Below are 24,431 nucleotides of genomic sequence, written 5' to 3' on the forward strand. Positions count from 1 at the left end.
GCTGGAATGTAAAAGCCCCCGCAGCTGCGAAGTTGCGGGGGCTTTTTTGGGGTGGGGCGCTTCAGATCACTCTTCGGCGACCGAGTCCTTGCTCTGACGCTTCTCGATCAGATCCACCAAGCGCTTGGCCAGCGCCGGGTAGTTCTCGTCGAAGTGGTGGCCGCCAGGGAGTTTCACTGCTTCACCGACTGCAGTCTTGTCGGTGCAGCCACTTTCATCCGTCTCTTCTTCGCCGTAGATGCAAATCACCTTGGCCGGAGGCAGTTTGGCCATTTCCGGCCCGGTGGCGGCTTCTTTGCCGGCGTTGCCCAGCCAGCCTTCGACTTCGATTTCGAAGCTGCCGGTGCGGGCGAAGGCCAGCAGGATGATGGCGTCGATGCGTTGCTGCTCGGTGTCCGGCAGGCGGTTGTAGATCGCCGGCAACACGTCAGCACCGAACGAGTAACCGGTGAGGATGAAGCGTTTGGTGCCCCATTTCTGCCGGTAGTGCTGCATCAGTTCGGTCAGGTCCAGTGCGCTTTGCTCCGGGCTCTTGTGCTGCCAGTAGTAGCGCAGGGTGTCGATGCCGACGACCGGATAGCCGATCTTGGCCATTTCACCGGCCACGTCGCGGTCGAGGTCGCGCCAGCCGCCGTCGCCAGAAAGAAACAGGGTGACGGTGTCTTTCGCCTGGCCGGCCGGCACTTCAACCACCGGAATCGCCAGACCGCCGTTGGCCTTGTCGCCGCCGACGAGGATCTTGCGCAGTTCGTTGTTCAGCACTTGCGGCAGGTTGATGTCGTAGTCGCTGATGCTGGTTTCGGCGTTCGGTTGATCGCGTACGAAACCTGCGCTGGCGTCATCCGGGTTGTCGTTCCACGCCACCAGCCAGTGGCCGTGGGCGGCGGATTTCGGCAGCAGGTGGGTGCAGCCACCTTTTTCCAGAGCGAGGTCGACGGAGATGGCCTGGGCCTTGTCGTCTTTCTGCTCCGACAACCAGCGCCAGGCCAACACAGCACCTGGGCCTATGCCGCTGACCAGAGTGGCCGGGCCATTCAGTTCACGCAGACCCGATTGCAGGGCGCGGCTTTGCAGCAGGCAGTCCTTGGGCAGAATCACCTGGACGATTTGCGCCGAAGCGCTGCGGCTCAGGGTGGTCAGTTGCTTTTCATTGAGCTTCTGATCGTCATTGACGGCGATCAGCACCTGCGCCTTGGCCTTGGTGCCGGGGATGACGCGGGTCATCGCCGCGCCATCGGTCGGGTTGAGCTGTTCGACGGTGGGTTCCGGTGCCGGGCGTTTCAGGTACCAGTAACCGCCGCCGGCAATCACGGCCAGCACGATCAGTGCGGCCAGGATGTACTTCAGGGAGCGTTGAATCATCAGCGTTTCACCAATCCAGTCAAGCCGCCCGCGATCAGGGCAGCAGTGTCGGCCAGCGCCACCAACGGATCGAGTCCGGCGGGCACGGCCATATAACGGGGTTCCCAGTCAGGCTGGAATTTGTCTTTGAAGCGGCGCAAGCCTTGGAAGTTGTACAGCTGCTCACCACGGCGGAAAACCATCGAGCCCAGACGCTGGGTCAGCGGTGCACCGCGCCGGGGTTGCAACCCCGACAACGGCACCATGCCCAGGCTGAAGCGCGCGTATCCGTGACTCTTATAGTGTTGAATCAGGCCGACCATCATGAATTCCATGGTCAGCTTGGGGGCGTCCGGGTGCGCGCGCATCAGGTCGAGGCTGGCCAAGTCGTGGCTGTAAGTCTCGAGCAGGTTGGCGAACGCCACCGGGCGGCCTTCGAAGCGAATCACCGCAATACGGAAATGCTTCAGGTACTCGTCGCTGAAACGACCGAGCGAGAAACCTTTCTCGCGCACGTTCTTGCCGGTCAGCCACGCATCGGAAATCACTCTCAGCTCATCCATCGGCGCCTGGCCCGGCTCATGGATCTCCAGCGACAGACCGTCGCGGGAGCCACGGTTCCAGGTATAACGCAGGTCCTTCATCTCTTTGCCCTTGGCTTCCAGGTCAAAGCGCCGCAGATCGACCCGGGCTTCTTCGCCAAGCTTGATCGCAGTCAGGCCGATGTCCATGTAGTACGGCAGGTTCTCCGCGCGCACCTGGTAGAACACCGGGCGGGCGTGGTGGATATCGCAGAGGTCACGGAACTGCCAGATCATCTCGGCGCGTTGCTGGCCGGGGCCGATCGGGTCGTACAGTGCCACCAGGCTGCGGCCACGGCGCGCGTACATCAAAAAGGCTTCGTCGTTCGGGTGAAACAGCAATGCCTTGTCACCGGTCAGTGCGAGGCCGCCGTCGGGTTGCGACGAGGCCATCAGAATCTTCACCGCGCGATCGAGCTCGTCAGGCGTCGGCAAGTGAATGACCGGGCGCGCGGTGCGCAGCAGCCAGGTCAGCGCGATCACCAGCAACAACACCGCAGCGCCGAGCAGCGAACGCAGGCCACGCGGCGCGTCAGCATCAAGGGTGAACTGCCACCAGAGTTGATGGCTATATGGCACGTCCTGATAGGCGAACAGCAGCAGCCACGTCGAAGCGCCCAGCACACAGAGGCTGGCCACCAGATACAGCGGCGAGAAGGGCAGTTCGGTCAGGCGACTCGGGCGATAGAACGAGCGACGGAACACACCGAGCAGCGCAGCCGTCAGTGTCATCAGCGTCGCTTCTTCCCAGTCGAAGCCTTTAAGCAGCGAGAGCAGGGCGCCGACCAGCAACAAAATGGTGGTCAGCATCCACGCGGCCGACAGGCGCCGACGCAGGCCCTGAGCGAGCATCAGGCAGAGCACGCCGATCAGGCTGGCGCCAAAGTGCGAAGCGTCGACCAGACGATGCGGGATCAGAAAACCGATGTGTTCCAGACGTGTGTCGATCTCCGGAGTGGCGCCGGAAAACAGCAGGACAACACCCGAGAGGAAAACCAATACCGCCAGAATCGGCGCCGCCAGACCGGATGCGGCGCGCATGGTCTGGGTCTGGAACAGGCGTTGACCTTCGTTGATCAGCAGCAACACGCAAGCGACCAACAACGGCAACACCACGTAGATCAGGCGATACAGCAGCAGGGCGGCGGCCAGTGGCGCGGCACCGAGCTTGTCGGCGAAAGCGGCCAGCAGGATCGCTTCGAACACACCAACGCCGCCGGGCACATGGCTGAGAACGCCAGCGGCCAAGGCCAACAAGTACACGAGCAGGAACGCACCAAACGGTGGCGCTTCCGGCAGCAACAGATAAAGCACGGTCGCGGCAGCAGCAACGTCGAGGGCGGTGATGATCAGTTGCAGAAAGGTCAGGCGCCGACCGGGCAGGCGCAGGGTGCGGCGACCGGCCCTGACCAGCAGGTTGTCCGGATAAGGCTGATCCGGCAGGCGGCGGCGATAGATGCCGATGGCCAGGATCGCGCCGAGCAGCAGAACAGTGACGGCAACGGTGCCGAGCAAGCCTTCGGACAGGCCCAGTGCCTGAGAGGCGGCGGGCAGGTCACTCAGGGTTGCCAGTGCGGCGAGCGGCGGCAAAGCGCAGCCCAGCGACAGGCTGGCGAACAGGGTCATGTGCGCGACTTCTGACGCCCCCAGCCCCAGTCGTGCATATAAACGGTAGCGCACCGAACCGCCGGACAGCAGCGACAGGCCGATGGCGTTGCCGATCGCAAATGCGGTGAAGCCGCCGAGGGCCAGCGTACGCGGAGGCAATGTCACGCCGGCATAGCGACTGGCCGACCATTCATAGCCCAGCAGAATAATGAAGCCGACGACAGTAGCGCCGAACGCGCCAAGCATGGCGGGTTTCGGCACGTCGAGAATCGAGTCATGCAACGCATCGAGATCGAGTTCGGCGAGCAGATGACGACAGGCAATCAGCGCAATGGCGAACAACAGCAAAGTGACCGCCAGACCAATCGGTTGTCGGTATTTGCTCACCCGATCAAGCAAGCGCAGACGCTCGGGCTTGATCGGATGTTCCGCTGTGACGGTGTCTTGTGGATCAGACGAGTTGGCGCGCATCAATCACCTCTTGGATTGTGCGCGACAGGATGGGGGTATCCAGCCAAGTTACCAATCCCTGTAGAAAAAAATAATCACAAAATACTACGCCTCTCACCGGGTATCGGCGAGGGCAGTCATGGATTGCAGACGTCATGCCTGCGACTCAAAGCATAGTCGCAACTTGGCGCGTCTGACGATCCTGGACGATTCACTGCACGATGACAGATCATTGTTGCGAAAGGACTTTTTCGACAGATACAAAAAAGGCCACTCTTTCGAGTAGCCTTTTTTGATGTTTGGTTGCGGGAGCCGGATTTGAACCGACGACCTTCGGGTTATGAGCCCGACGAGCTACCAGACTGCTCCATCCCGCGTCTGTGTGGCGGCATTCTACAGAGGAACGCTGGGGTGTCAACCGCTAATCCCATAAAGGGTCAAATAAGTGTGCAATAGCGTCAAACGGTCGCAGTTGAAGCGTTAAGCATCGGAAATGCAACGAATTCCTGTTTGGCGATTGCTTCTCTATAAGTAGAAGAAAACGACAAAATAGAAGCGCACAAAAAAGGCCACTCTTTCGAGTAGCCTTTTTTGATGTTTGGTTGCGGGAGCCGGATTTGAACCGACGACCTTCGGGTTATGAGCCCGACGAGCTACCAGACTGCTCCATCCCGCGTCTGTGTGTCGGCATTCTACAGAGGAACGCTGGGGTGTCAACCCGCAATCTGGATAAAATCTGTTGAGGTTCAATCGGTTAGCGTTTTTTCTCGGGTGTTTTTCGCGCTGCAGGGCAGGCGGGGCAAGGCTTTCAGCTCTATTGGAGGGCGTTGGTCGATTGATAAAATAAATTCAAAGATGTTTTCCTACACGCGTAAAAGAACATTCATACCACTGGTGCTATATACAGGTGTCAGTGAGATACTGCCGATCCGGCTCGCCACGTTTCCTTTTCTGACATGACTCAGCGAAAAATCATCCACATCGACTGCGATTGTTTCTACGCCGCCATCGAGATGCGCGATGACCCGCGTCTGGCCGGCAAGCCGTTGGCGGTGGGTGGTTCGGCGGATCGGCGTGGGGTGATCGCCACCTGCAACTATGAAGCGCGGGCGTATGGCGTGCGTTCGGCGATGGCTTCGGGGCATGCCTTGAAACTGTGTCCGGATCTGACCATCGTCAAGCCACGCATGGACGCCTATCGCGAAGCCTCGAAAGAAATTCACACAATCTTTGCCGACTACACCGATCTGATCGAGCCGTTGTCACTGGATGAGGCTTATCTGGATGTGTCGGACAGCGCGCATTTCGGCGGCAGCGCCACGCGTATCGCCCAGGACATTCGTCGCCGCGTCTCCAATCAATTGCACATCACCGTTTCCGCTGGCGTAGCGCCGAACAAGTTTCTGGCGAAAATTGCCAGTGACTGGAAAAAGCCCAACGGTTTGTTCGTGATTACTCCCGATCAGGTCGAAGACTTTGTCAGCGGATTACCGGTGAGCAAATTGCACGGCGTCGGCAAAGTCACCGCCGACAAGCTGGGCAAGCACGGCATCGTCGACTGCTCGCAATTGCGCGAGTGGGACAAACTGGCGCTGGTGCGCGAATTCGGCAGCTTCGGTGAACGACTGTGGAGTCTGGCGCGTGGGATCGATGAGCGCTTGGTGCACAACGACAGTCGGCGTCAGTCGATCAGCGTGGAAAATACCTACGACGTTGATCTGCCGGATTTGCGCAGTTGCCTGGATAAGCTGCCGGAGTTGCTCGAAACCCTGAAAACCCGCATGGCGCGGATCGACAGCAGTTATCGACCGGGCAAACCGTTCGTCAAAGTGAAGTTCCATGACTTTACCCAGACGACGCTGGAGCAGGCCGGGGCAGGGCGGGACCTGGGCAGTTATCAGTTGATGTTGACGCAGGCGTTCAATCGCGGCGCAAAACCGGTGCGGTTGTTGGGGGTTGGGGTGCGGCTGGAGGATTTGCGCGGAGGGTTTGAGCAGATGGAGTTGTTTGAACGTTAAAGTCAAAAGATCGCAGCCTTCGGCAGCTCCTACAGGAAAACGCGTTCCAATATAGGAGCTGCCGCAGGCTGCGATCTTTTAATAGGCCTTAATTCGGTCCCGGATCCGCCACCAGACGCCCGGCATCCTTGGTCAGCGACTTGAGAAACTCAGTCTGCAACTCAGGATCGTTACGCGTCAGTTCGATCAGGCTTTGTTCCAGTTCGCTGGCTTCTTCTTCCAGACCCAGTTCCGACAGACGTTTGACCCGGTGTACCCACTGGCTCACTTCGTCGTCTTCCAGATCGTCATAAATCAGCCCGTGCGCTTCCAGCAGTTTGCCGCGCAGGTGACTGCTGATCATCAGCGTCGAGTCCGAGTGCACGTCATCCTTGGCGTCTTCGACGCTGATCTGCAATTTGCCGACATGATTGAGGTCATTTTCGGCAAAGGGGCTGTCGAGCAGGTTCAGGCGCAGAACGCCGTTGCGATCGGTGGTCATATCGAAGGTCTGCTTGCCGGCCTTGACCTGCACCGGACGCTCGCTCCACGGCAGGCTCGAGTACTCCGTGCGCTTGTCGCGCTGGACTTCATCGATGCCGGCCAGATTCTGCTGCGCGCGACCGTTGGATTGCACGTTCATGAACGGGTTGAGTCCGGCGAAACCGTAGCTGAGCCAGTCCTTGGTCACGCTGTCCGGCAGACTGCCGAGCGCAAACACGTTGACCACATTCGCGCCGACACCACCGACCACGGCCACCACGCCCAGCGGAATTTCGTAGACCTCCCGCCAAGGCTGGTATGGCGTGTAGCGATCGTAATGACGGGTGACCTCGAACTCGGTGACTTCAAAAGTCTTCTGTTCGTTGATCTTCACGCGACGCTGCGGCAGCTCAAGCGCCTTAGGCTCACCGACATCAATCTGCAGGCTATGATCGAGCAACTTTCGCTCGACCCGCTCTTCGTGCTCGCTGCGTTGTGACATGTGATTGGCACAGCCGCTGACCAGCAGGGCACCGCACAGGGCGGTGCCTCCGAGGCCTAAGGTGTTTCGCTTGAACATGACGTCTCTATCTGGTTTCAGCGGCGGATACGAGCCTGCAGGAAGGACAATACGTCGGCCACCGGCAGTGCTTGCGCTTCGCCTTCGGTCCGGCTCTTGTATTCCAGGTTGCCTTCGGCGAGGCCGCGGTCGCTGACCACGATCCGGTGTGGAATGCCGATCAGCTCCATGTCCGCGAACTTGATGCCCGGGCTGGTTTTCTTGTCGCGATCGTCCAGCAGCACTTCGAAGCCTGCCGCTGTCAGTTCGGCGTACAGCTTGTCGGTGGCTTCGCGCACCTGCTCGGTTTCATAACGCAGCGGTACCAGGGCGATCTGGAATGGCGCGAGGGTGTCGCTCCAGATGATGCCGTTGGCGTCGTTGTTCTGCTCGATGGCAGCCGCCACCACGCGGGAAACGCCGATGCCATAGCAACCCATTTCCAGGGTCACTGGCTTGCCGTTCTCGCCCAGCACTTCGCACTTCATCGCCTTGCTGTACTTGTTGCCCAGCTGGAAGATGTGCCCGACTTCGATGCCGCGTTTGATTTCCAGCGTGCCCTTGCCGTCCGGGCTTGGATCGCCGGCTACAACATTGCGCAGATCAGCTACGGTCGGAACTGGCAAATCACGCTCCCAGTTCACACCGAAGTAATGCTTGTCATCGATGTTCGCGCCGATGCCGAAGTCGCTCATCAGCTCGACCGAACGGTCGATGATGATTGGCAGTGGCAGGTTCAGCGGGCCGAGCGAACCGGCGCCGGCGCCAATGGCGTCACGCAGTTCGGCATCGGTGGCCATGACCAGCGGGTTGGCCACGCCTGGTTGCTGGGCAGCCTTGATTTCGTTGAGTTCGTGGTCGCCACGGATGACCAGTGCGATCAGTTTGCCTTCTTCTTCGGCGCGCACGATCAGGGTCTTGATGGTCTTTTCAATCGGCAGATTGAATTTTTCCACCAGCGCCGCGATGGTCTTGGTGTCTGGCGTATCGACCAGGCGCAGCTCTTCGGTCGCAGCAGCGCGCGAAGTCTCGCGTGGCACCGCTTCGGCCTTCTCGATGTTCGCCGCATAGTCGGAACCGTTGCTGAAGACGATGTCGTCTTCGCCGGATTCGGCCAGCACGTGGAATTCGTGGGAACCAGCGCCACCGATCGAACCGTTGTCGGCTTCAACCGGACGGAATTTCAGGCCCAGACGCGTGAAGATGTTGCAGTAGGCTTCATGCATGCGGTCATAAGTGATCTGCAGCGACGCCTGATCCGCGTGGAAGGAGTACGAGTCCTTCATGATGAATTCGCGGCCGCGCATCAAACCGAAGCGTGGACGGATTTCGTCACGGAATTTGGTCTGGATCTGGTACAGGTTGATTGGCAGCTGTTTGTAGCTGCTCAACTCGTTGCGCATCAGATCGGTGATCACTTCTTCGTGGGTCGGGCCCGCGCAGAAGTCGCGACCGTGGCGGTCTTTGATGCGCAGCAGCTCAGGGCCGTATTCTTCCCAGCGCCCCGATTCCTGCCACAGCTCGGCCGGTTGGGTGCTCGGCATCAACACTTCCAGAGAGCCGGCGGCGTTCATCTCTTCGCGAACGATGGCTTCAACCTTGCGCATAACCCGCAGGCCCATGGGCAGCCAGGTGTACAGGCCCGAGGCGAGTTTGCGGATCATGCCGGCGCGCAGCATCAGCTGGTGGCTGATGACGACCGCATCGGAAGGCGTTTCTTTCTGTGTGGCGAGCAAAAATTGACTGGTGCGCATGGTTGGCCGTTGTCGGTTGCTATGACTGGAAATGACGGAGCAGTGTACCGGCGAGTTTTGCTGACGTACAGGCGTGCGGCCGGTGGAGAGGTTCAACGGCGGGATTCCTCCCGCCGTTGAGGAAACGTCTTACGATTCTTCCGCCACCGGCGTCGGGACCGGCTCGGGCGTTGGTGTCGGGCCTGCGCGGCGGCTTTCCTGGAACCAGTGCAGGGCGATCAGCACCAGGGTCGGTACGCCGAGCAGGGCGGTGATGAGGAAGAAGCTGTGATACCCGAACTTCTCGACCATCACCCCGGAATAGCCGCCCATCAGACGTGGCAGCAGCAGCATGATCGAGCTGAGCAGGGCGTATTGCGTCGCCGAGAACTTCAGGTTGGTCAGGCTCGACAAATAGGCAACGAACGCCGACGTGGCGAGGCCCGAGCTGAAGTTGTCGAGGGAAATGGTCACTACCAGCATCTGCAGGTTCGGGCCCATGTCGGCCAGCATCACGAACAGCAGGTTGGTCGCCGCCGAGGCTACGCCGCCGATGAACAGAATCGGCAGAATGCCGAAACGCACGATCAGCAGACCGCCCATGCCTGCACCGACGAGGGTCATGATCAGGCCGAAGATCTTGCTCACGCTGGCGATCTGATCCTTGGTGAAGCCTTGGTCGATATAGAACACGTTGGCCATGACACCCATCACCGTGTCCGACATTCGATAGGTGGCGATCAGGCCGAGCAGCAACAGCGCTTGCCAGCGGTAACGCAGGATGAAGTCGTTGACTGGCGTCAGTACCGGCGCCAGGCCGCGGCGGCCCATGGTCGACAGGCACAGACCGGTCAGCAGCGTATAGAGAATGGCGCGCAGGAAGGCGCGGTCTTCGAGCAGCAGGTCAAGCGGACTCATGCCGCCGAACAGCACGCTGGCGAAGTCGGTGTTGTAGAGTTGGGTGAACATCGCCGGTACGGACACCAGCAGGACGATCAGCACGAACACCGACATCAATTGATGCATGAAGGTGTAGCGCCCGGCCTGCAGTTGGGTGCGCAGCGGCACGGGTGGCTCGCGCATGAACAGCGTGGTCAGCAGCGCGGGCACCATCAATGCGCCGAACAGCACGTAAGTGCCGGTCCAGGCCGTGTGTTTATAGTTGAAGCCGGTAGAGCCGAAGCCTTCAGCGAAAAACAGTGCTCCGGCAGTGGCGAGCAGGGCTGCGACGCGATAACCGGACATGTAGCTGGCGGCGAGGGCGGCCTGACGGTTGTCCTCGGCGATTTCCAGGCGATAGGCGTCGACCGCAATGTCCTGGGTGGCAGAGGCGAAAGCGACGACAACGGCAATGGCGATCAGCCAGGACAGGTGTTTCTGCGGATCGCAGAAACCCATGCCGATCAGGCCGAGGATCACCAGCACCTGTGAGAGCACCAGCCACGAGCGGCGACGGCCAAGCTTGCCGAGCAACGGCAGGCGCCATTGGTCGAGTAACGGTGACCAGACCCATTTGAACGCATAGGCCAGACCGATCAGGCTGGCGTAACCGATGGTTTCACGGGCGACGCCCGCTTCACGCAGCCAGACTGAAAGCGTCGAAAACACCAGCATGTACGGCAGGCCGGCGGCGAAACCGAGCAGCAACAGCACGAGCGTCGAAGGACTGGCATAGGCGGCGAGCGCGGCGCGCCAGGTTTTACGGGGCATGGGCTGAAGTCTGCCTCAAGATTGCGAAAACAAAGCGCGCACTCTAACCGCTGTGCTCTACCGGACGCCAGCCATGACGCTGAATATCCACACGATTATTCCGGACGGTGATGCCTTCCGTGCGCAATCGCGCCCGTTGTTCATCGCCTGAGGGTGTGCCCAGCGGCAGGCTGATCCGACCGCCGGCGCCCAATACGCGGTGCCAGGGCAGTTTGGTATCGCCAGGCAACTGGCTTAAGGTGCGTCCGACCCAGCGCGCGGCGCGCCCCAATCCGGCGAGTTCGGCTAACTGGCCATAACTGACGACTTTACCTTCGGGCACTTGCGCGAGGGTCGAGTAGAGCGCCGTGCGTCGGATTTGCGCTTCGCTGTCAGCTTCGTGGGTCGGGTCTGTCACGGGCGTGGTTCCTGAACTTCGGCGTGATGTTCGTTTAAGGGTAATCCGTCGCCGCGCTGTTGAGAAATGAACTCAATAGAAATAGTCCGGTCAGTCCTTGTCAGGGTCTTATTCCTACGGATAATGCCGACCTTTTTTCGCAAACCTGAGCCCTCGATTCGCTTATGTTGTCCAGAACCTTGCTGTGCCTTGCTGTTTTCAGTGCGTCTACGCCCCTGCTTGCCGACACCGTCTGGTTGAAGAACGGTGACAAGTTGAGCGGCACAATCACCGTGTTCGATGGCGGTAAGCTGTTGATCCAGACCAAGTATGCCGGTGCCGTCACGATTGACTGGAAAGAGGTCAAGACTCTGGACAGTGATCAGCATTTGCTGGTCAAGCAGGACGCTTACACCGGAGAGGTGTCGAAATCGCTGACCGCCGCTGAAGACGGCAAGGTCACCCTGGCCAATGGCGAAGCACCGAGAACGGTCGAGCTGGCGAGCATTCAGCAGATTCTCAAGCCGAAACCGGTGGTCGAGGATCTGGTCTGGAAGGGTAATGTCGATATGGCGCTCGATTATCAGCGCGCCGAAAAGGACACCGACGACTACGACGTTGGCTTCAAGACGTCTGCTCGTCATGGCCGCTGGCGCCACACCGCCGAAGGCGAATACAACCGCGAAGTGCAGGACGACGAAGTCACGACCAACAACTGGCGCGCCGAATACTCCCTCGACCGCTTCCTGACGGACAAATGGTTCTGGCAGGGGCGTTTGAATTACAAGCGTGATTACGTCGAAGAGTTGTCCCGTCAGCGCGTGGTCGGTACCGGTCCGGGTTATCAGTTCTGGGATGACGAGCTGGGTGCGTTCTCGCTGGGCTCGCTGCTCAACCGTACCGATTACGAGTACAGCGATGGCGGCAAGGACAACTTCTACTCGGTCGCGATGAAGTGGGACTACAACCGTTACCTGATCGGCAAAAAGGTCGAGTTCTTCACTAACGGTGAAATCGGCAAGCCGTTGTCCGGCGTGGCTGACTATGCGCTGGATGCCGAGATGGGCTTGCGCTACAAGGTCACTGACTGGGCGTCGCTGAACCTCAAGGCTGAGCGCGATATCATCAGCGGCACCAACGATGCTGACTTGAACAAAACCCGATACACCGCAGGGTTTGGCGTGGCCTGGTAAGGCACAAGCAAAAGATCGCAGCCTGCGGCAGCTCTTACAGGGATTAATGTAGGAGCTGCCGCAGGCTGCGATTTTTTTTGCGCCTGAAAAACAGACGCCCACAAAAAAGCCCCGCTTTTAAGGGCGAGGCTCTTTTCTAAAGAAGCTACAAGTTAGATAACTTGTACTTCTTCAGCTTGCATGCCTTTCTGACCGCGGGTAGCGATGAAAGAAACCTGTTGGCCTTCTTTCAGGCTTTTGAAGCCGTCGGATTGGATAGCTTTGAAGTGAACGAACAGGTCGTCACCGGATTGTGGAGTGATGAAGCCGAAGCCTTTTTCATCGTTGAACCACTTAACGGTACCGGTTTGGCGATTAGACATGGTGTAACTCCTTGAACAAAGATAACTGCGACTCAGGAAGAACCCTGGCCGAGACTGAGTGCAAAGAGCAGGAAAAATTCTTGTAGATGGTTGGATCGAAATTCAACATATCGTGTAGAGATTCTCAGTGACACAAGCAGCACAGTGGCGCCACCTTAACCCTTTTTCCGAGACGTGCCAATGCTTCTTGCGAAGGTTTCTGAGATTTAGGGATCGACGGTGTGACGGTTCGTCGCCAGACCGCGTAAATCATGGGGGATCGGCGAGAATTGCAGCCCGCACTTTGAACCCGGCGGCGCGCCCGGTAAGATGCCGGACAGAATTTTTCCACCTCGCTATTCAGGACACCCCGCCATGAGCATCAAATCGGACAAGTGGATTCGCCGCATGGCGCAGGAACACGGCATGATCGAGCCGTTCGTTGAGCGCCAGGTGCGTGGCAACGACGACAACCGAGTGATCTCCTACGGTGTGTCGAGCTACGGCTACGATGTGCGTTGCACCAATCATTTCAAGGTGTTTACCAACATCAACTCGTCGATCGTCGACCCGAAAAACTTCGATCCGGGCAGCTTTGTCGACGTCCACAGCGATGTCTGCATCATTCCGCCGAACTCGTTCGCACTGGCCAGCACCGTCGAATATTTCCGCATTCCGCGCAATGTATTGACCATCTGCCTGGGCAAGAGCACCTACGCGCGCTGCGGCATTATCGTCAACGTCACTCCGCTCGAACCAGAGTGGGAAGGTCACGTGACCCTGGAATTTTCCAACACCACCAACCTGCCGGCAAAAATCTACGCCAACGAAGGCGTGGCGCAGATGCTCTTCCTCGAATCCGATGAGGAATGTGAAGTTTCCTACAAGGATCGCGGCGGCAAGTACCAGGGCCAGCGTGGCGTGACTCTGCCGCGTACCTGATTCGTCCATCCGGCGGATGTCGGGAATTCTTTGGCGGGCAGACACTCTATGGGGTGTACTGCCCGTTTTTGTTTCTGGCAAAGCGGGCCTTCGCCGAGGAGTGCTCCATGAAGATCGACCCGCATATCACTGCCGAGCTGGCAAGGCTTGAGCCCAATCAGGTTGGCGTATTGGCCTGGTCCTTGTTGGCACAACCATCCTTGAGCATGGCCGGTGGAATTCCCGGTCAGCCCGATCCCGACACGCCCAACGAACAGCCGACCGAACCGGGCGAACCGACCCTGCCGGATGAGCCACCACCGGCGCCAGTGGCCTGATGCTTGTGCTTCTCTAGGAGCAACGCTTGCTCGCGAAGCCGTCTGTCTTTTTCATCTTGGGTGAATGGGCGAACGCCTTCGCGAGCAAGCTTGCTTCTACAGGGTTGAGGGGCGGATCAGCTGACTGGCCAGATTTCGTTATCGCCGATGACAAAGATTTTGCAGCTGTCATCCCTCTCGACCGGATAACCGCCGGTAAACGCGCCGAACGCCGGCATCAGACTGATGCGTTCACCCAACCTGAAACATGCCAGCCGCAAACTCTGGCGGCCCTTGCCGTGCAGGCGATAAACCGGATGCACATGCCCGGCCAGCACATGCCGCTCAGGATGTGGCTCCGGCTCATGCTGCAGAGCGAATGGGCCCAACAATAGTGGCTCCGGCACCACTCGAATGTTCAGCGCCGCCGGGGGATCCCCCGCGCGCTTGTCATGATTGCCGCGAATCAGCGTCATCGGCAGATCAACGTGACGTGCGCGCCATTGCGCCAAGGCGCCCAAGGTGCCCGCCGCATGAGAGCCTGGGCCATGCAGGAAATCCCCGAGAAATATCAGTTGCCGGCAGGGCAGCGTTGCCAGCAGGCGATCAAGTACCGCGATATTGCTCGCCGTGGTGCCTTGCGGAACCGGTTGGCCGAGGCTGCGGTAAGCCGCGGCCTTGCCGAAATGCACATCGGCGATCAGCAGCGCTTGTTGCGCGGGCCAGTACAGGGCTTTTTCCGGCAGCAGCCACAGCTCTTCCCCGGCCAGCCTTACGGGATAAGGCGTATTCATAGGCGTTTGCCTTTGTCGGCCGATTTTTCCAGATCACCGACCATGCGCCTGATCCGGTCGGCGAGTTTTTCCGAACTCATGCTTTCGCGCATTCGCTCCACCAGCAACGGAAAGCCCAGCGGCGTAGGACGTTTGATCTGCTGCACGTCCAGTTTCATCCGGTTGATGCGCTCCAGCGTCTGTTCCAGTCGACGAATATCCAGCTCTTCGCGTAGGACTTCTTCCCCGGCCTGGGCGAGCAACAGGTTGTCCGCGTCATATTGTTTGAATACTTCAAAGAACAGTCCGCTCGAAGCCTGCACCTGTCGGGTGCTTTTCGGGGCGCCGGGGTAGCCGGCGAACACCAGCCCGGCAATTCGCGCGATTTCGCGGAAACGCCGCAAAGCCAGTTCGCCAGCATTGAGGCTCGCCAGAATGTCAGCCAAAAGATGCGCAGGATCGAGCAGTTCAGCGTTGAGCTGTTTCGACCAATCCACCGGCGTCGCACTGAGCAACTCCAGACCGTAATCATTTACCGCGATCGAGAAGGTCACCGGTTGGCGCTGACTGACGCGCCAGGCGAGCAAACTCGCCAGCCCCAGATGCACCTGCCGCCCGGCGAACGGATAGAGGAAAAGATGCCAGCCCTCGCGGGATTTCAGCACCTCCGCCAGCAGGTTGTTAACGGTCGGCAGCCCCGACCAACGCGCCTGAGTCTCCAGCAGCGGTCGCAGCGCCTGCATTTCCGCGCCAATGAACTCACCTTCTGCGGCCGCACTGAAGCGTGCCACCACGGCTTGCGCCAATTCGTTGGAAAGTGGCATCCGCCCGCCATTCCAGCGCGGCACCGCCGCTTTTTTCACGCTGCTGCGTTTGACGTAAGCGGTCATATTTTCCACGCGCACCAACTCCAGCAAACGCCCGGCGAACAGAAATCCATCACCAGGTTTGAGCCGCGCGATAAAGCCTTCCTCGACGCTGCCCAGCTGTTTACCGCCGCCGCCCTTGCTCCAGAATTTCAGGTTGATACTGGCATCGCTGACGATGGTCCCGACGCTCATGCGGTGGCGCCGCGCCAGACGCGCATCCGGTACACGCCAGACGCCATGTTCATCCGGTTCGACCCGGCGATAATCCGGATAGGCTGTCAGAGACATCCCGCCGTGGCGTACGAAAGCCAGCGCCCACGCCCAATCCGCAGGCGTCAGATCGCGATAAGCCCACGTAGTACGGACTTCTTCGTACAACTCATCCGGCAAAAATCCACCACCGAGAGCCATGCTGACCAGATGCTGTACCAGCACATCCAGCGATTTATGCGGCGACAGGCGTGGTTCGATGCGCCGTTGCTCGACCGCGTCGCGGGCAGCTGCGGCTTCGATCAATTCAAGACTGTGGGTCGGCACCAGCGTCACGCGAGAGATACGCCCGGGTGCATGGCCCGAACGCCCGGCGCGTTGCATCAACCGCGCGACCCCTTTGGCCGAGCCGATTTGCAGCACACGCTCAACCGGCAGAAAATCCACGCCCAGATCCAGGCTCGAGGTGCAGACCACGGCTTTCAACAGGCCATCCTTCAAGGCTTTCTCGACCCAGTCGCGGGTGTCGCGAGACAGAGAACTGTGATGCAGTGCGATCAATCCGGCCCAATCCGGTCGTGCCTCGAGCAGCGCCTGATACCAGATCTCCGACTGCGCTCGTGTGTTGGTGAACACCAGCGTGCTGGCGCAGGCGTCGAGTTCGGCGACCACCTGTGGCAGCATTTTCAAGCCGATGTGTCCGGCCCACGGAAAGCGCTCGATGGACGGTGGGATCAGGGTGTCGACCTTCAGCGATTTTTCGCTTTGCCCTTGAACACTGATGCCACCGCCCTGTGGGATCAGTACTTCCTCGGCGTGGGATTGATTACCGAGCGTGGCGGACACGCCCCAGACAATCAGATCCGGTTGCCAGCGCCGCAAACGCGCGAGGGCCAGTTGCAGTTGCACACCGCGCTTGTTGCCAAGCAGTTCGTGCCATTCGTCGACGACGATCATCCGCAGCGTCGACAGCGCGACCTGCGCATCGGCTCGGGCCAGGAGCAAGGTCAGGCTCTCCGGCGTAGTGATCAACGCGGTCGGCAGGCGTCGACTTTGGCGCGCGCGTTCGCTGCTGCTGGTGTCACCGGTGCGCAGACCGATGCTCCACGGTATTTGCAAATCATCGACAGGGGTTTGCAGAGCGCGCGCGGTGTCGGCGGCGAGGGCGCGCATGGGCGTGATCCACAATACGGTCAACGGTTCGGCCGGTGGTTTGCGCTTGCGCGAGGTTTCAACGATGGCAGCGGGTTTGGCGAAACGGTTGAGTGCAGCGAACCACACCGCATAGGTTTTACCGGCACCGGTGCTGGCATGCAGCAACCCGGATTCTCCGCGTTTGACCGCCGCCCAGACCTGCTTCTGAAAGGCGAACGGCTTCCAGTCGCGGGCGCTGAACCAGGTTTTTGCGTGGTCGGGATATTTCGCCATGCCGGCTGCGCGCGCTCTGGAGGTGTAATTCCAGTGACCACGCTGACCAGCGAAAGGTTTAAAAACAACGCGAACCCCTGTAGGAGCTGCCGCAGGCTGCGATCTTTTGATTGTAAAAAACAAGATCAAAAGATCGCAGCCTGCGGCAGCTCCTACATGAGTGAGGCGTTACTTCAGGTTGCCGCTGAGGAATTGCTTGAGGCGTTCGCTTTTAGGGTTGCCCAACACATCCTCGGGAGCGCCTTCTTCTTCCACCAGGCCTTGGTGCAGGAACAGCACCTGGCTGGAAACCTTGCGGGCGAAGCTCATCTCGTGGGTGACCATGATCATGGTGCGGCCTTCTTCAGCCAGACCTTGAATCACCTTCAACACTTCCCCGACCAACTCCGGATCGAGCGCTGAAGTCGGTTCGTCAAACAACATCACTTCCGGCTCCATCGCCAACGCCCGGGCAATCGCCACGCGTTGCTGCTGACCGCCCGACAAAAACGCCGGGTATTGATCCGCCACCCGTGCCGGCAAGCCGACCTTGTCCAGATAACGTCGGGCGCGGTCGTCGGCTTCCTGTTTGCTGCAACCCAGCACCCGGCGCGGGGCCATGGTGATGTTTTCCAGCACGGTCATGTGGCTCCACAGGTTGAAGTGCTGGAAAACCATCGCCAACCGGGTGCGCAGGCGTTGCAGTTCATCGGCGTCGGCGACGTGCATGCCGTGGCGGTCGGTGACCATGCGGATCGCCTGGCCGTCGAGGCTCATCGCCCCGTCGTTGGGTTGTTCGAGAAAGTTGATGCAGCGCAAAAAGGTACTTTTGCCCGAGCCACTGGCGCCGATCAGACTGATCACGTCGCCGGTCTTGGCCTTGAGCGAAACGCCTTTGAGCACCTGATGGTCGCCATAGCTTTTGTGCAGGCCTTCAACGGTCAGTTTGTACATGGGGCGAACATCCTCAAGGCGAAAGTAGGTAGCCGCTGCGATAGGCTTCGGCGCCCGCCACGTGGGCGATGACCATGCCGGCAGTGGCCATGCGCCGCAGCGAGCGGGCATAGAGCAGGCCGGCGGCGGTGCAATGAATGGGGGTGACCTTGTCGTTGATCGGGTCAATGATTTCGGCGATTTGCTGGCCGGCTTCCAGGTATTGCCCTGCGGTGACGCAGTACACCAGCAAGCCGCCAACTGGCGTGGTCACCGGTTCGACGCCGGCCAGCGGGGTGGCCGGATACGGCAATGGCGGCTGCGGTTTGGTCTCGCCGACGATCGCATCGAACTGGATCAGGTAGTCGATCAGCGCCTGGCAGTCGCGGCTGGCCATTGGGTGATTGACGTCACCTTGGCCGCGCAACTCGACGGTCACCGAGAAGCTGCCGAGCGGAATCTCGAAGTGTTCGCCGAAGCGTTCTTTCAATTGCCACCACAGCAGCGTGAAGCATTCGTCGAACGACTGGCCGCCGGAATCGGTGGCCAAAAGGCTGGCCTGCGACTCGATATAACGCGCCAATGGCTCGACCTGCGGCCAGGCTTCGGGCGTGGTGTAGAGGTGCACCACCGATTCGAAATCGCAGTGCAAGTCCAGCACCATGTCGGCATCGCAGGCCAGGCGTTGCAGGGTCAGGCGCTGCGATTGCAGTTGGGTGCTGGCGGTCTGGCGGGCGAGGGCGTCGCGCAGATGGCTGCGGATCAGTTCGAGGTTGTGCTGCGGATCATCGTTCAGCTTGCCTTCGATGGCATTACCGATTTCCTCGCTGAGGTCGACGAACCAGCGGTTGAAGTTCTGCCCGCTCTCCAGCTCGTAGCGTCCCAGTGGCACGTCCATCAGCACCTGTTCGAGGCCGACCGGGTTGGCCACTGGCACCAGCACGATTTCGCTGCGCAGGCGCCCGGCGGCTTCCAGCTCTGTCAGACGCTGCTTGAGGTGCCAGGCGACGAGCATGCCCGGCAGTTCATCGGCATGCAGCGAAGACTGAATGTAAACCTTGCCCTTGGCCTGTTCCGGGCCGAAGTGGAAGCTGTGGATCTGTCGTGCGGTCCCCGGCAGCGGGGCCAGCAAGTCATGGATCAGGTGGCGCATTTGCAGTGTTGTCCTAGTGAGTCGGCCCGAGGAAGGCCAGCCATCGGCGTTCGGCAAGGCGGAACAGGCCGACCAGCGCAAAGGTAATGGTCAGGTAGATCAGCGCGGCGATGCCGAACGACTGAAAGGTCAGGAAGGTCGCCGAGTTGGCGTCCCGCGCGACTTTCAGGATATCGGGGATGGTCGCGGTAAAAGCCACGGTGGTCGAGTGCAGCATCAGGATCACTTCGTTGCTGTAATACGGCAACGAACGGCGCAGCGCCGAGGGCATGATCACGTAGGCATACAGTTTCCAGCCGGTCAGGCCGTAAGCCTTGGCCGCTTCGACTTCGCCGTGGTTCATGCTGCGGATCGCCCCGGCAAAAATCTCCGTGGTGTAAGCGCAGGTGTTGAGGGCGAAGGCGAGGATCGTGCAGTTCATCGCGTCGCGAAAGAAACTGTCGAGAATCGGCTGCGCGCGCACGGCGGCGAGGCTGTAGATCCCGGTGTAGCAGATCAGCAACTGGATATACAGCGGCGTGCCCCGGAACAGGTAGGTGTAGAACTGCACCGGCCAGCGAATGTAGAAGTGCGGCGAAACGCGGGCAATCGACAGCGGAATCGACACCAGGAAACCGATGAAGATCGAAGCGCTGAGCAGCCACATCGTCATCGCCAGCCCGGTGATGTTCTGGCCATCGGTATAAAGGAAGGCGCGCCAGTATTCCTGCAAGAGTTCGATCATCGTACGGCCTCCCGGGAACCGGCGGCATAACGGCGTTCGAGCCAACGCAGAATGAAGTTTGAAGCACTGGTGATCAGCAGGTAGATCAAGGCGGCGAGGACCAGGAAGTAGAACAGTTGATAAGTGCTTTTACCGGCGTCCTGCGCGGCTTTGACCAGATCGGCGAGGCCAATGATCGACACCAGCGCGGTGGCCTTGAGCATCACCATCCAGTTGTTACCGATACCTGGCAGGGCAAAGCGCATCATTTGCGGAAACACCACGAAGCGAAAGCGCTGGCCGCGTTTGAGGCCGTACGCCGTGGCGGCTTCGACCTGACCGCGCGGCACCGCGAGAATCGCGCCGCGGAAGGTTTCGGTGAAATACGCGCCATAGATGAAGCCCAGGGTCAGCACCCCGGCGCTGAACGGGTCGATCTCGATGTATTCCCATTCCATGTAGTCGGTCAGCGTCGTCAGCCAGGTTTGCAGGCTGTAGAAGATCAACAGCATCAGCACCAGGTCCGGCACCCCGCGAATCAGCGTGGTGTAGAGCTGGGCGGGCAAGCGCACCAATTTGATTTTTGACAGTTTGGCACTGGCGCCGATCAGGCCGAGCAACACGGCCACCAGCAGCGACAACGCCGATAATTTGATGGTCATCCAGGTGCCTTCCAGCAGCAACGGACCGAAGCCTTTGAGGCTGAAGGCGGAGAGCCCCAGATTTTGCAGGAGGGTTTCGAACATAAATCAGCAACCTGAGCGGATGGAAAAGGCGCCCATCGAAGATGGGCGCCGAGGCATTATTTGCCGCTGTACAGAATCAGATCGCCAAAGTGTTTCTTTTGAATCTCGGCGTATTTGCCGTCGTCGTGTAACGCTTTGATACCTTTATCTAAAAGCGCCTTCAGCTCAGTGTTACCTTTCTTAATACCGACAGCGGTTTTGGCTGGCAGCAATTCGTTGTCGACTGGCTTGCTGACGTCATAGTCGGCGCCCTGTGGCGACTTCAAAAAGCCCAGTTCGGCTTGCAACATGTCCTGGATACCAGCGTCGAGACGGCCGGAGGTCAGGTCGGAGTACACCTGATCCTGGTTCTGATAGGCCTGGGTTTTCACGCCGGCCTTGTCCAGCACGGCTTTGGCATAGGCTTCTTGAATGGTGCCTTGCTCGTAGCCGACGGTTTTACCCTTCAGCGAAGCGACGTCGGCGGTGATACCGGAACCTTTTTTCGACACGTAGGCAGTCGGGCCGGAGAACAGCTCGCTGGAGAAGTCGATGACTTTTTCGCGGGCCGGGGTCACGGTCATCGACGAGATCACACCGTCGAATTTATTGGCTTTGAGGCCCGGAATCATGCCGTCGAAGTCACTTTCGACCCACTTGCACTTGACCTTCAGTTCGGCGCAGATCGCGTTGCCCAGGTCGATGTCGAAGCCCACTAGGCTGCCGTCGGCCGCTTTCGACTCGAACGGTGCGTACGAAGGGTCAACGCCAAAGCGCAGCTCTTTGTATTCCTTGGCCAGCGCGGAGCCAGCGGCCATGCACAACGCCAGTGCAGAAAGGGTCAGCAATGCTTTTTTCATTATTCAATCCCTAAGAACCAATATGAGCGCTTGTGGCGCAGAATTATTGTTACTGGAACGCGTACGACCTATAGAAAGTAGCAATTTCCGAACCAGAGTCCCGAACAAGTGTTTTAAAAGGTTGGGCGGGGGGCGGCGAGGGGGATGGAATGCCCGGAAATGGGCATTGCGATTTCGTTGCACCCTTTCGGATCAAACCCCAGGTTTGCGGAATATGATTTCCCTGTGGCGAGGGGATTTATCCCCGTTCGGCTGCGAAGCAGTCGCAAAACCTGAGTATGCGGTTTTCCAGTGAAATTGCAGGGGGCCGCTTCGCAGCCCAACGGGGATAAATCCCCTCGCCACAGGGGTTTATTTATCGCCTGAGAAGGGGTCAGGCCAGCAGGTCTTGCAGGGTGGCGAGGCTGTCCGCTTCATCGACGGTCTTATCCTGCCGCCAGCGCAGCATTCTCGGGAAGCGCACGGCGATTCCGCTCTTATGCCGCCGCGACAGGGCGATGCCTTCAAACCCCAACTCAAATACCAGGCTCGGTTTCACGCTACTGACGGGGCCGAATTTCTCCACCGTGGTCTTGCGCACAATGCTGTCGACCTGACGCATCTCCGCATCCGTCAGCCCGGAATAAGCCTTGGCGAATGGCACCAGCGCCCGTTGGCTCGACTCCGGCGGACCATCCCACACCGCAAAGGTGTAGTCGCTGTACAAACTGGCGCGGCGCCCATGGCCGCGTTGCGCATAAATCAGCACGGCATCGACGCTGAACGGATCAACTTTCCACTTCCACCACACGCCCATGTCTTTGGTACGGCCAACACCGTATAGCGAGTCACGCGCCTTTAACATCATGCCTTCCACACCCAAGCGCCGAGAGGCCTCGCGCTGGCGGGCAAGGTCGAACCAGTCGCTGCCGGTCAGCACCGGCGAGGGCAGCAGCACCGGGCTGTTACAGCGAGCGATGACCTCTTCCAGTTGCGCGCGGCGTTTGGCCTGCGGTTGATTGCGCCAGTCTTCGCCTTGCCATTCCAGCAAGTCGTAGGCGAGCACCACCACCGGCACTTCTTCGAGAATTTTTTTGTCGAGGGTTTTGCGGCCAATGCGCTGCTGCAACAGGGCGAACGGCTGTACCGCTGGCGGTTCGTTGGATTGCGGATCGAAGGCATCTTCGGTGCTGGGATGAGTGCTTTTCCACACGACGATTTCGCCGTCGATCACCGTGCCATCGGGCAGCCCGTGAACCAGCACATCCAGTTCGGGAAAGCGCTCGGTGACCAGTTCTTCTCCGCGCGACCAAACCCACAACTTGCCGTCGCGCTTGACCACTTGTGCGCGGATGCCATCCCACTTCCATTCGATCTGCCAATCGCTGGCCGGCCCGATCAACGCTTCGAATTCTTCAACCGGTTGCGACAACGCGTGGGCGAGGAAAAACGGGTAAGGCTGGCCTCCTCGCTGGGCATGCTCGTCGGCGGATTCAGGGGCAATCAGTTTCAGATAACTGGCAGCGTTCGGGCGATTGGACAGGTCGGTGTAGCCGACCAGCCGCTGCGCCACGCGTTTGCTGTCCAGACCGGCCATCGACGCCAGCGCACGGGTGACGAGCAATTTCGACACGCCGACGCGGAAGCTGCCGGTGATCAGTTTGATGCACAGCATCAGGCTTGAACGATCCAGTTGCGCCCACAGCGCCGGGAGTTGCCTGCTCAAAAATTCTGGCGTTTCACCGCGCAACGGCAGCAGTTTGTCTTCGATCCATTGCGCAAGGCCGGCTTCAGAACTGTGCAGATTTTCCGGGAGTACCAACGAAATGGTCTCCGCCAGATCGCCGACAGCCTGATAACTCTCCTCGAACAGCCAGGGTTCGAGGCCGGACATGTTCACGGCAATCTCGCGCAGGATGCGCACCGGCACCAGTTGCCGAGGCCGGCCGCCCGACAGGAAATACACTGCCCACGCCGCATCTTGCGGTGCCGCCTGGGCGAAATAAGCCTGCATCGCCGCCAGTTTGGCGTTGCTCGACGTGGTCGCGTCGAGTTCGGCGTACAACTCGGCGAAGGCCTTCATGCGGGCATCTCGGCGATGGTTGGCTGGGCGGCGATGTTGTCTTCTTCGTCATCGCCGTATTCGGTGTTGAAGCCTTGCGCATCCAGACCCTGCTCGCGCAGATGACGCACCAGCACGCCGATCGAACCGTGGGTGACCATCACCCGTTCGGCGCCGGTTTGTTCGATCGCCCAGAGCAACCCGGGCCAGTCGGCGTGATCGGAAAGCACGAAGCCACGGTCGACGCCGCGCCGCCGTCGCGTGCCGCGCAAGCGCATCCAGCCACTGGCGAACGCATCGCTGAAATCGCCGAAACGCCGCATCCAGCTGCTGCCTCCCGCCGAGGGCGGGGCAATGACCAGCGCCTCACGCATGCGCGGATCGTTTTTGGCGACGTCACCGGCATAGATCGTCGCTGGCAAATACACCCCGGCCTCGCGGTAGACCCGGTTCAGCGGCTCGACCGCGCCATGGCTGAGGATCGGGCCGAGGCTTTCATCGATGCCATGCAGAATCCGCTGGGCCTTGCCGAATGAATAGCAGAACAGCACGCTGGCCTTGCCGGCAGCGATGTTCGCCGCCCACCACTGATTGATCTCGGCGAAGGTCTGCGCCTGCGGCTGCCATCGATAGATCGGCAGGCCGAAGGTCGATTCGGTGATGAAGGTGTGGCAGCGCACCGGTTCGAACGGCGCGCAGGTGCCGTCCGGCTCGACTTTGTAATCGCCGGACGCAACCCAGACTTCACCGCCGTATTCAAGACGCACTTGTGCCGAACCGAGGACGTGACCCGCCGGGTGAAAACTCAGGGTGACGCCGTGATGGCTCAGGCGCTGACCGTAGGCGAGGGTTTGCAGGTTGATGTCTTGACCGAGTCGCGCGCGCAGAATCCCTTCGCTGGCGCTGCTGGCCAGGTAATGCTGGTTCCCGGTACGCGCGTGATCGCCGTGGGCATGGGTAATCACCGAACGCTCGACGGGGCGCCACGGGTCAATGTAGAAATCCCCGGCGGGGCAGTACAAACCTTCCGGGCGCGCGATAACAAGGTCCATGTCGTTACCAGAATGGGGGGCTTGTTAGCTATGAGGCTGGCGCTGGGGCGGAAGTTCTATCGGCTTTTTCGCGGGGTTAAAAAGCAAAAGATCGC

At 59.8% G+C, this 24,431-nt stretch carries 20 protein-coding genes and 2 tRNA genes; 4 read left to right on the plus strand and 18 right to left on the minus strand.

The genetic code is table 11. The features are described 5' to 3' along the window. Positions 1-66 precede the first annotated feature (66 nt). The 4 genes from C2E19_RS07550 to C2E19_RS07565 form a co-directional block, all read right to left on the minus strand. On the minus strand, positions 67-1,362 hold the full coding sequence (locus C2E19_RS07550) for a virulence factor family protein (RefSeq protein WP_129390038.1): 1,296 nt from the start codon (positions 1,360-1,362) through the stop codon (positions 67-69). Further along, entirely contained in the window at positions 1,362-4,001 is a 2,640-nt protein-coding gene (gene mprF, locus C2E19_RS07555; protein ID WP_129390041.1) for a bifunctional lysylphosphatidylglycerol flippase/synthetase MprF, read from the minus strand. The genes C2E19_RS07550 and mprF overlap by 1 nt, the downstream gene beginning before the upstream one ends. Before the next feature lie 279 nt (positions 4,002-4,280). Further along, positions 4,281-4,357: transfer RNA gene (locus C2E19_RS07560), tRNA-Met, on the minus strand. 222 nt (positions 4,358-4,579) lie between these two features. Beyond that, a tRNA-Met gene (locus C2E19_RS07565) sits at positions 4,580-4,656 on the minus strand. A gap of 280 nt (positions 4,657-4,936) precedes the next feature. Here C2E19_RS07565 and dinB point away from each other — a divergent pair. Then, positions 4,937-5,998: a DNA polymerase IV gene (dinB, locus tag C2E19_RS07570; protein ID WP_129390044.1), complete on the plus strand. Its 1,062-nt coding sequence runs from the start codon at positions 4,937-4,939 to the stop codon at positions 5,996-5,998. An 88-nt stretch (positions 5,999-6,086) separates the two neighbouring features. On the opposite strand, the gene C2E19_RS07575 is transcribed toward dinB, so the two are convergent. The 4 genes from C2E19_RS07575 to C2E19_RS07590 all read right to left on the minus strand — a co-directional run bounded on the left by C2E19_RS07575 (position 6,087) and on the right by C2E19_RS07590 (position 10,859). Further along, entirely contained in the window at positions 6,087-7,040 is a 954-nt protein-coding gene (locus C2E19_RS07575; protein WP_129390047.1) for a hypothetical protein, read from the minus strand. Positions 7,041-7,057: 17 nt separating this feature from the next. Further along, complete coding sequence (locus C2E19_RS07580; protein WP_129390050.1) at positions 7,058-8,773, minus strand: proline--tRNA ligase; 1,716 nt, start codon at positions 8,771-8,773, stop codon at positions 7,058-7,060. Positions 8,774-8,902: 129 nt separating this feature from the next. Then, positions 8,903-10,462 carry an AmpG family muropeptide MFS transporter gene (locus tag C2E19_RS07585; protein ID WP_129390053.1) on the minus strand — a complete coding sequence of 520 codons (1,560 nt, stop codon included), beginning with the start codon at positions 10,460-10,462 and terminating at the stop codon, positions 8,903-8,905. 43 nt (positions 10,463-10,505) lie between these two features. After that, on the minus strand, positions 10,506-10,859 hold the full coding sequence (locus C2E19_RS07590; protein ID WP_129390056.1) for an MGMT family protein: 354 nt from the start codon (positions 10,857-10,859) through the stop codon (positions 10,506-10,508). A gap of 164 nt (positions 10,860-11,023) precedes the next feature. Here C2E19_RS07590 and C2E19_RS07595 point away from each other — a divergent pair, with 164 nt between their 5' ends. Next, positions 11,024-12,031, plus strand: coding sequence for a DUF481 domain-containing protein (locus C2E19_RS07595; RefSeq protein ID WP_129390059.1), 1,008 nt, complete (start codon positions 11,024-11,026; stop codon positions 12,029-12,031). Positions 12,032-12,183: 152 nt separating this feature from the next. On the opposite strand, the gene C2E19_RS07600 is transcribed toward C2E19_RS07595, so the two are convergent. Then, complete coding sequence (locus C2E19_RS07600; RefSeq protein WP_002554837.1) at positions 12,184-12,393, minus strand: cold-shock protein; 210 nt, start codon at positions 12,391-12,393, stop codon at positions 12,184-12,186. 354 nt (positions 12,394-12,747) lie between these two features. On the opposite strand from C2E19_RS07600, the gene dcd reads away from it, so the two are divergent. Further along, complete coding sequence (gene dcd, locus C2E19_RS07605) at positions 12,748-13,314, plus strand: dCTP deaminase (RefSeq protein ID WP_129390062.1); 567 nt, start codon at positions 12,748-12,750, stop codon at positions 13,312-13,314. Between the two features lie 107 nt (positions 13,315-13,421). Continuing rightward, the gene (locus C2E19_RS07610) at positions 13,422-13,631 is read left to right on the plus strand and encodes a hypothetical protein (protein WP_129390065.1); all 210 of its coding nucleotides are present in this window, start codon (positions 13,422-13,424) and stop codon (positions 13,629-13,631) included. A 116-nt stretch (positions 13,632-13,747) separates the two neighbouring features. On the opposite strand, the gene pdeM is transcribed toward C2E19_RS07610, so the two are convergent. The 9 genes from pdeM to C2E19_RS07660 form a co-directional block, all read right to left on the minus strand. Then, complete coding sequence (gene pdeM / locus C2E19_RS07615) at positions 13,748-14,404, minus strand: ligase-associated DNA damage response endonuclease PdeM (protein WP_129390068.1); 657 nt, start codon at positions 14,402-14,404, stop codon at positions 13,748-13,750. Beyond that, positions 14,401-16,890, minus strand: coding sequence for a ligase-associated DNA damage response DEXH box helicase (locus tag C2E19_RS07620; protein WP_129390071.1), 2,490 nt, complete (start codon positions 16,888-16,890; stop codon positions 14,401-14,403). The genes pdeM and C2E19_RS07620 overlap by 4 nt, the downstream gene beginning before the upstream one ends. Before the next feature lie 168 nt (positions 16,891-17,058). Beyond that, positions 17,059-17,823, minus strand: a complete 765-nt coding sequence (locus C2E19_RS07630) for an ABC transporter ATP-binding protein (RefSeq protein ID WP_034154958.1) — start codon at positions 17,821-17,823, stop codon at positions 17,059-17,061. Positions 17,824-17,836: 13 nt separating this feature from the next. After that, a complete protein-coding gene (locus C2E19_RS07635; RefSeq protein ID WP_129390074.1) occupies positions 17,837-18,955 on the minus strand; it encodes a succinylglutamate desuccinylase/aspartoacylase family protein in 1,119 nt (372 codons plus the stop codon). Between the two features lie 13 nt (positions 18,956-18,968). Then, positions 18,969-19,679: an ABC transporter permease gene (locus C2E19_RS07640; protein ID WP_129390076.1), complete on the minus strand. Its 711-nt coding sequence runs from the start codon at positions 19,677-19,679 to the stop codon at positions 18,969-18,971. Continuing rightward, entirely contained in the window at positions 19,676-20,404 is a 729-nt protein-coding gene (locus tag C2E19_RS07645; protein ID WP_129390079.1) for an ABC transporter permease, read from the minus strand. The genes C2E19_RS07640 and C2E19_RS07645 overlap by 4 nt, the downstream gene beginning before the upstream one ends. Positions 20,405-20,460: 56 nt before the next feature. After that, a complete protein-coding gene (locus C2E19_RS07650) occupies positions 20,461-21,243 on the minus strand; it encodes a transporter substrate-binding domain-containing protein (protein ID WP_129390082.1) in 783 nt (260 codons plus the stop codon). A gap of 373 nt (positions 21,244-21,616) precedes the next feature. Then, positions 21,617-23,305: an ATP-dependent DNA ligase gene (locus C2E19_RS07655; protein ID WP_129390085.1), complete on the minus strand. Its 1,689-nt coding sequence runs from the start codon at positions 23,303-23,305 to the stop codon at positions 21,617-21,619. Next, positions 23,302-24,336 (minus strand): ligase-associated DNA damage response exonuclease, encoded by a 1,035-nt coding sequence (locus C2E19_RS07660; RefSeq protein WP_129390089.1) that lies wholly within the window; start codon positions 24,334-24,336, stop codon positions 23,302-23,304. The genes C2E19_RS07655 and C2E19_RS07660 overlap by 4 nt, the downstream gene beginning before the upstream one ends. Between the last annotated feature and the right edge of the window lie 95 nt (positions 24,337-24,431).

This window comes from Pseudomonas sp. DTU12.3, from assembly GCF_004124275.1.
GTDB lineage: Bacteria > Pseudomonadota > Gammaproteobacteria > Pseudomonadales > Pseudomonadaceae > Aquipseudomonas > Aquipseudomonas helmanticensis.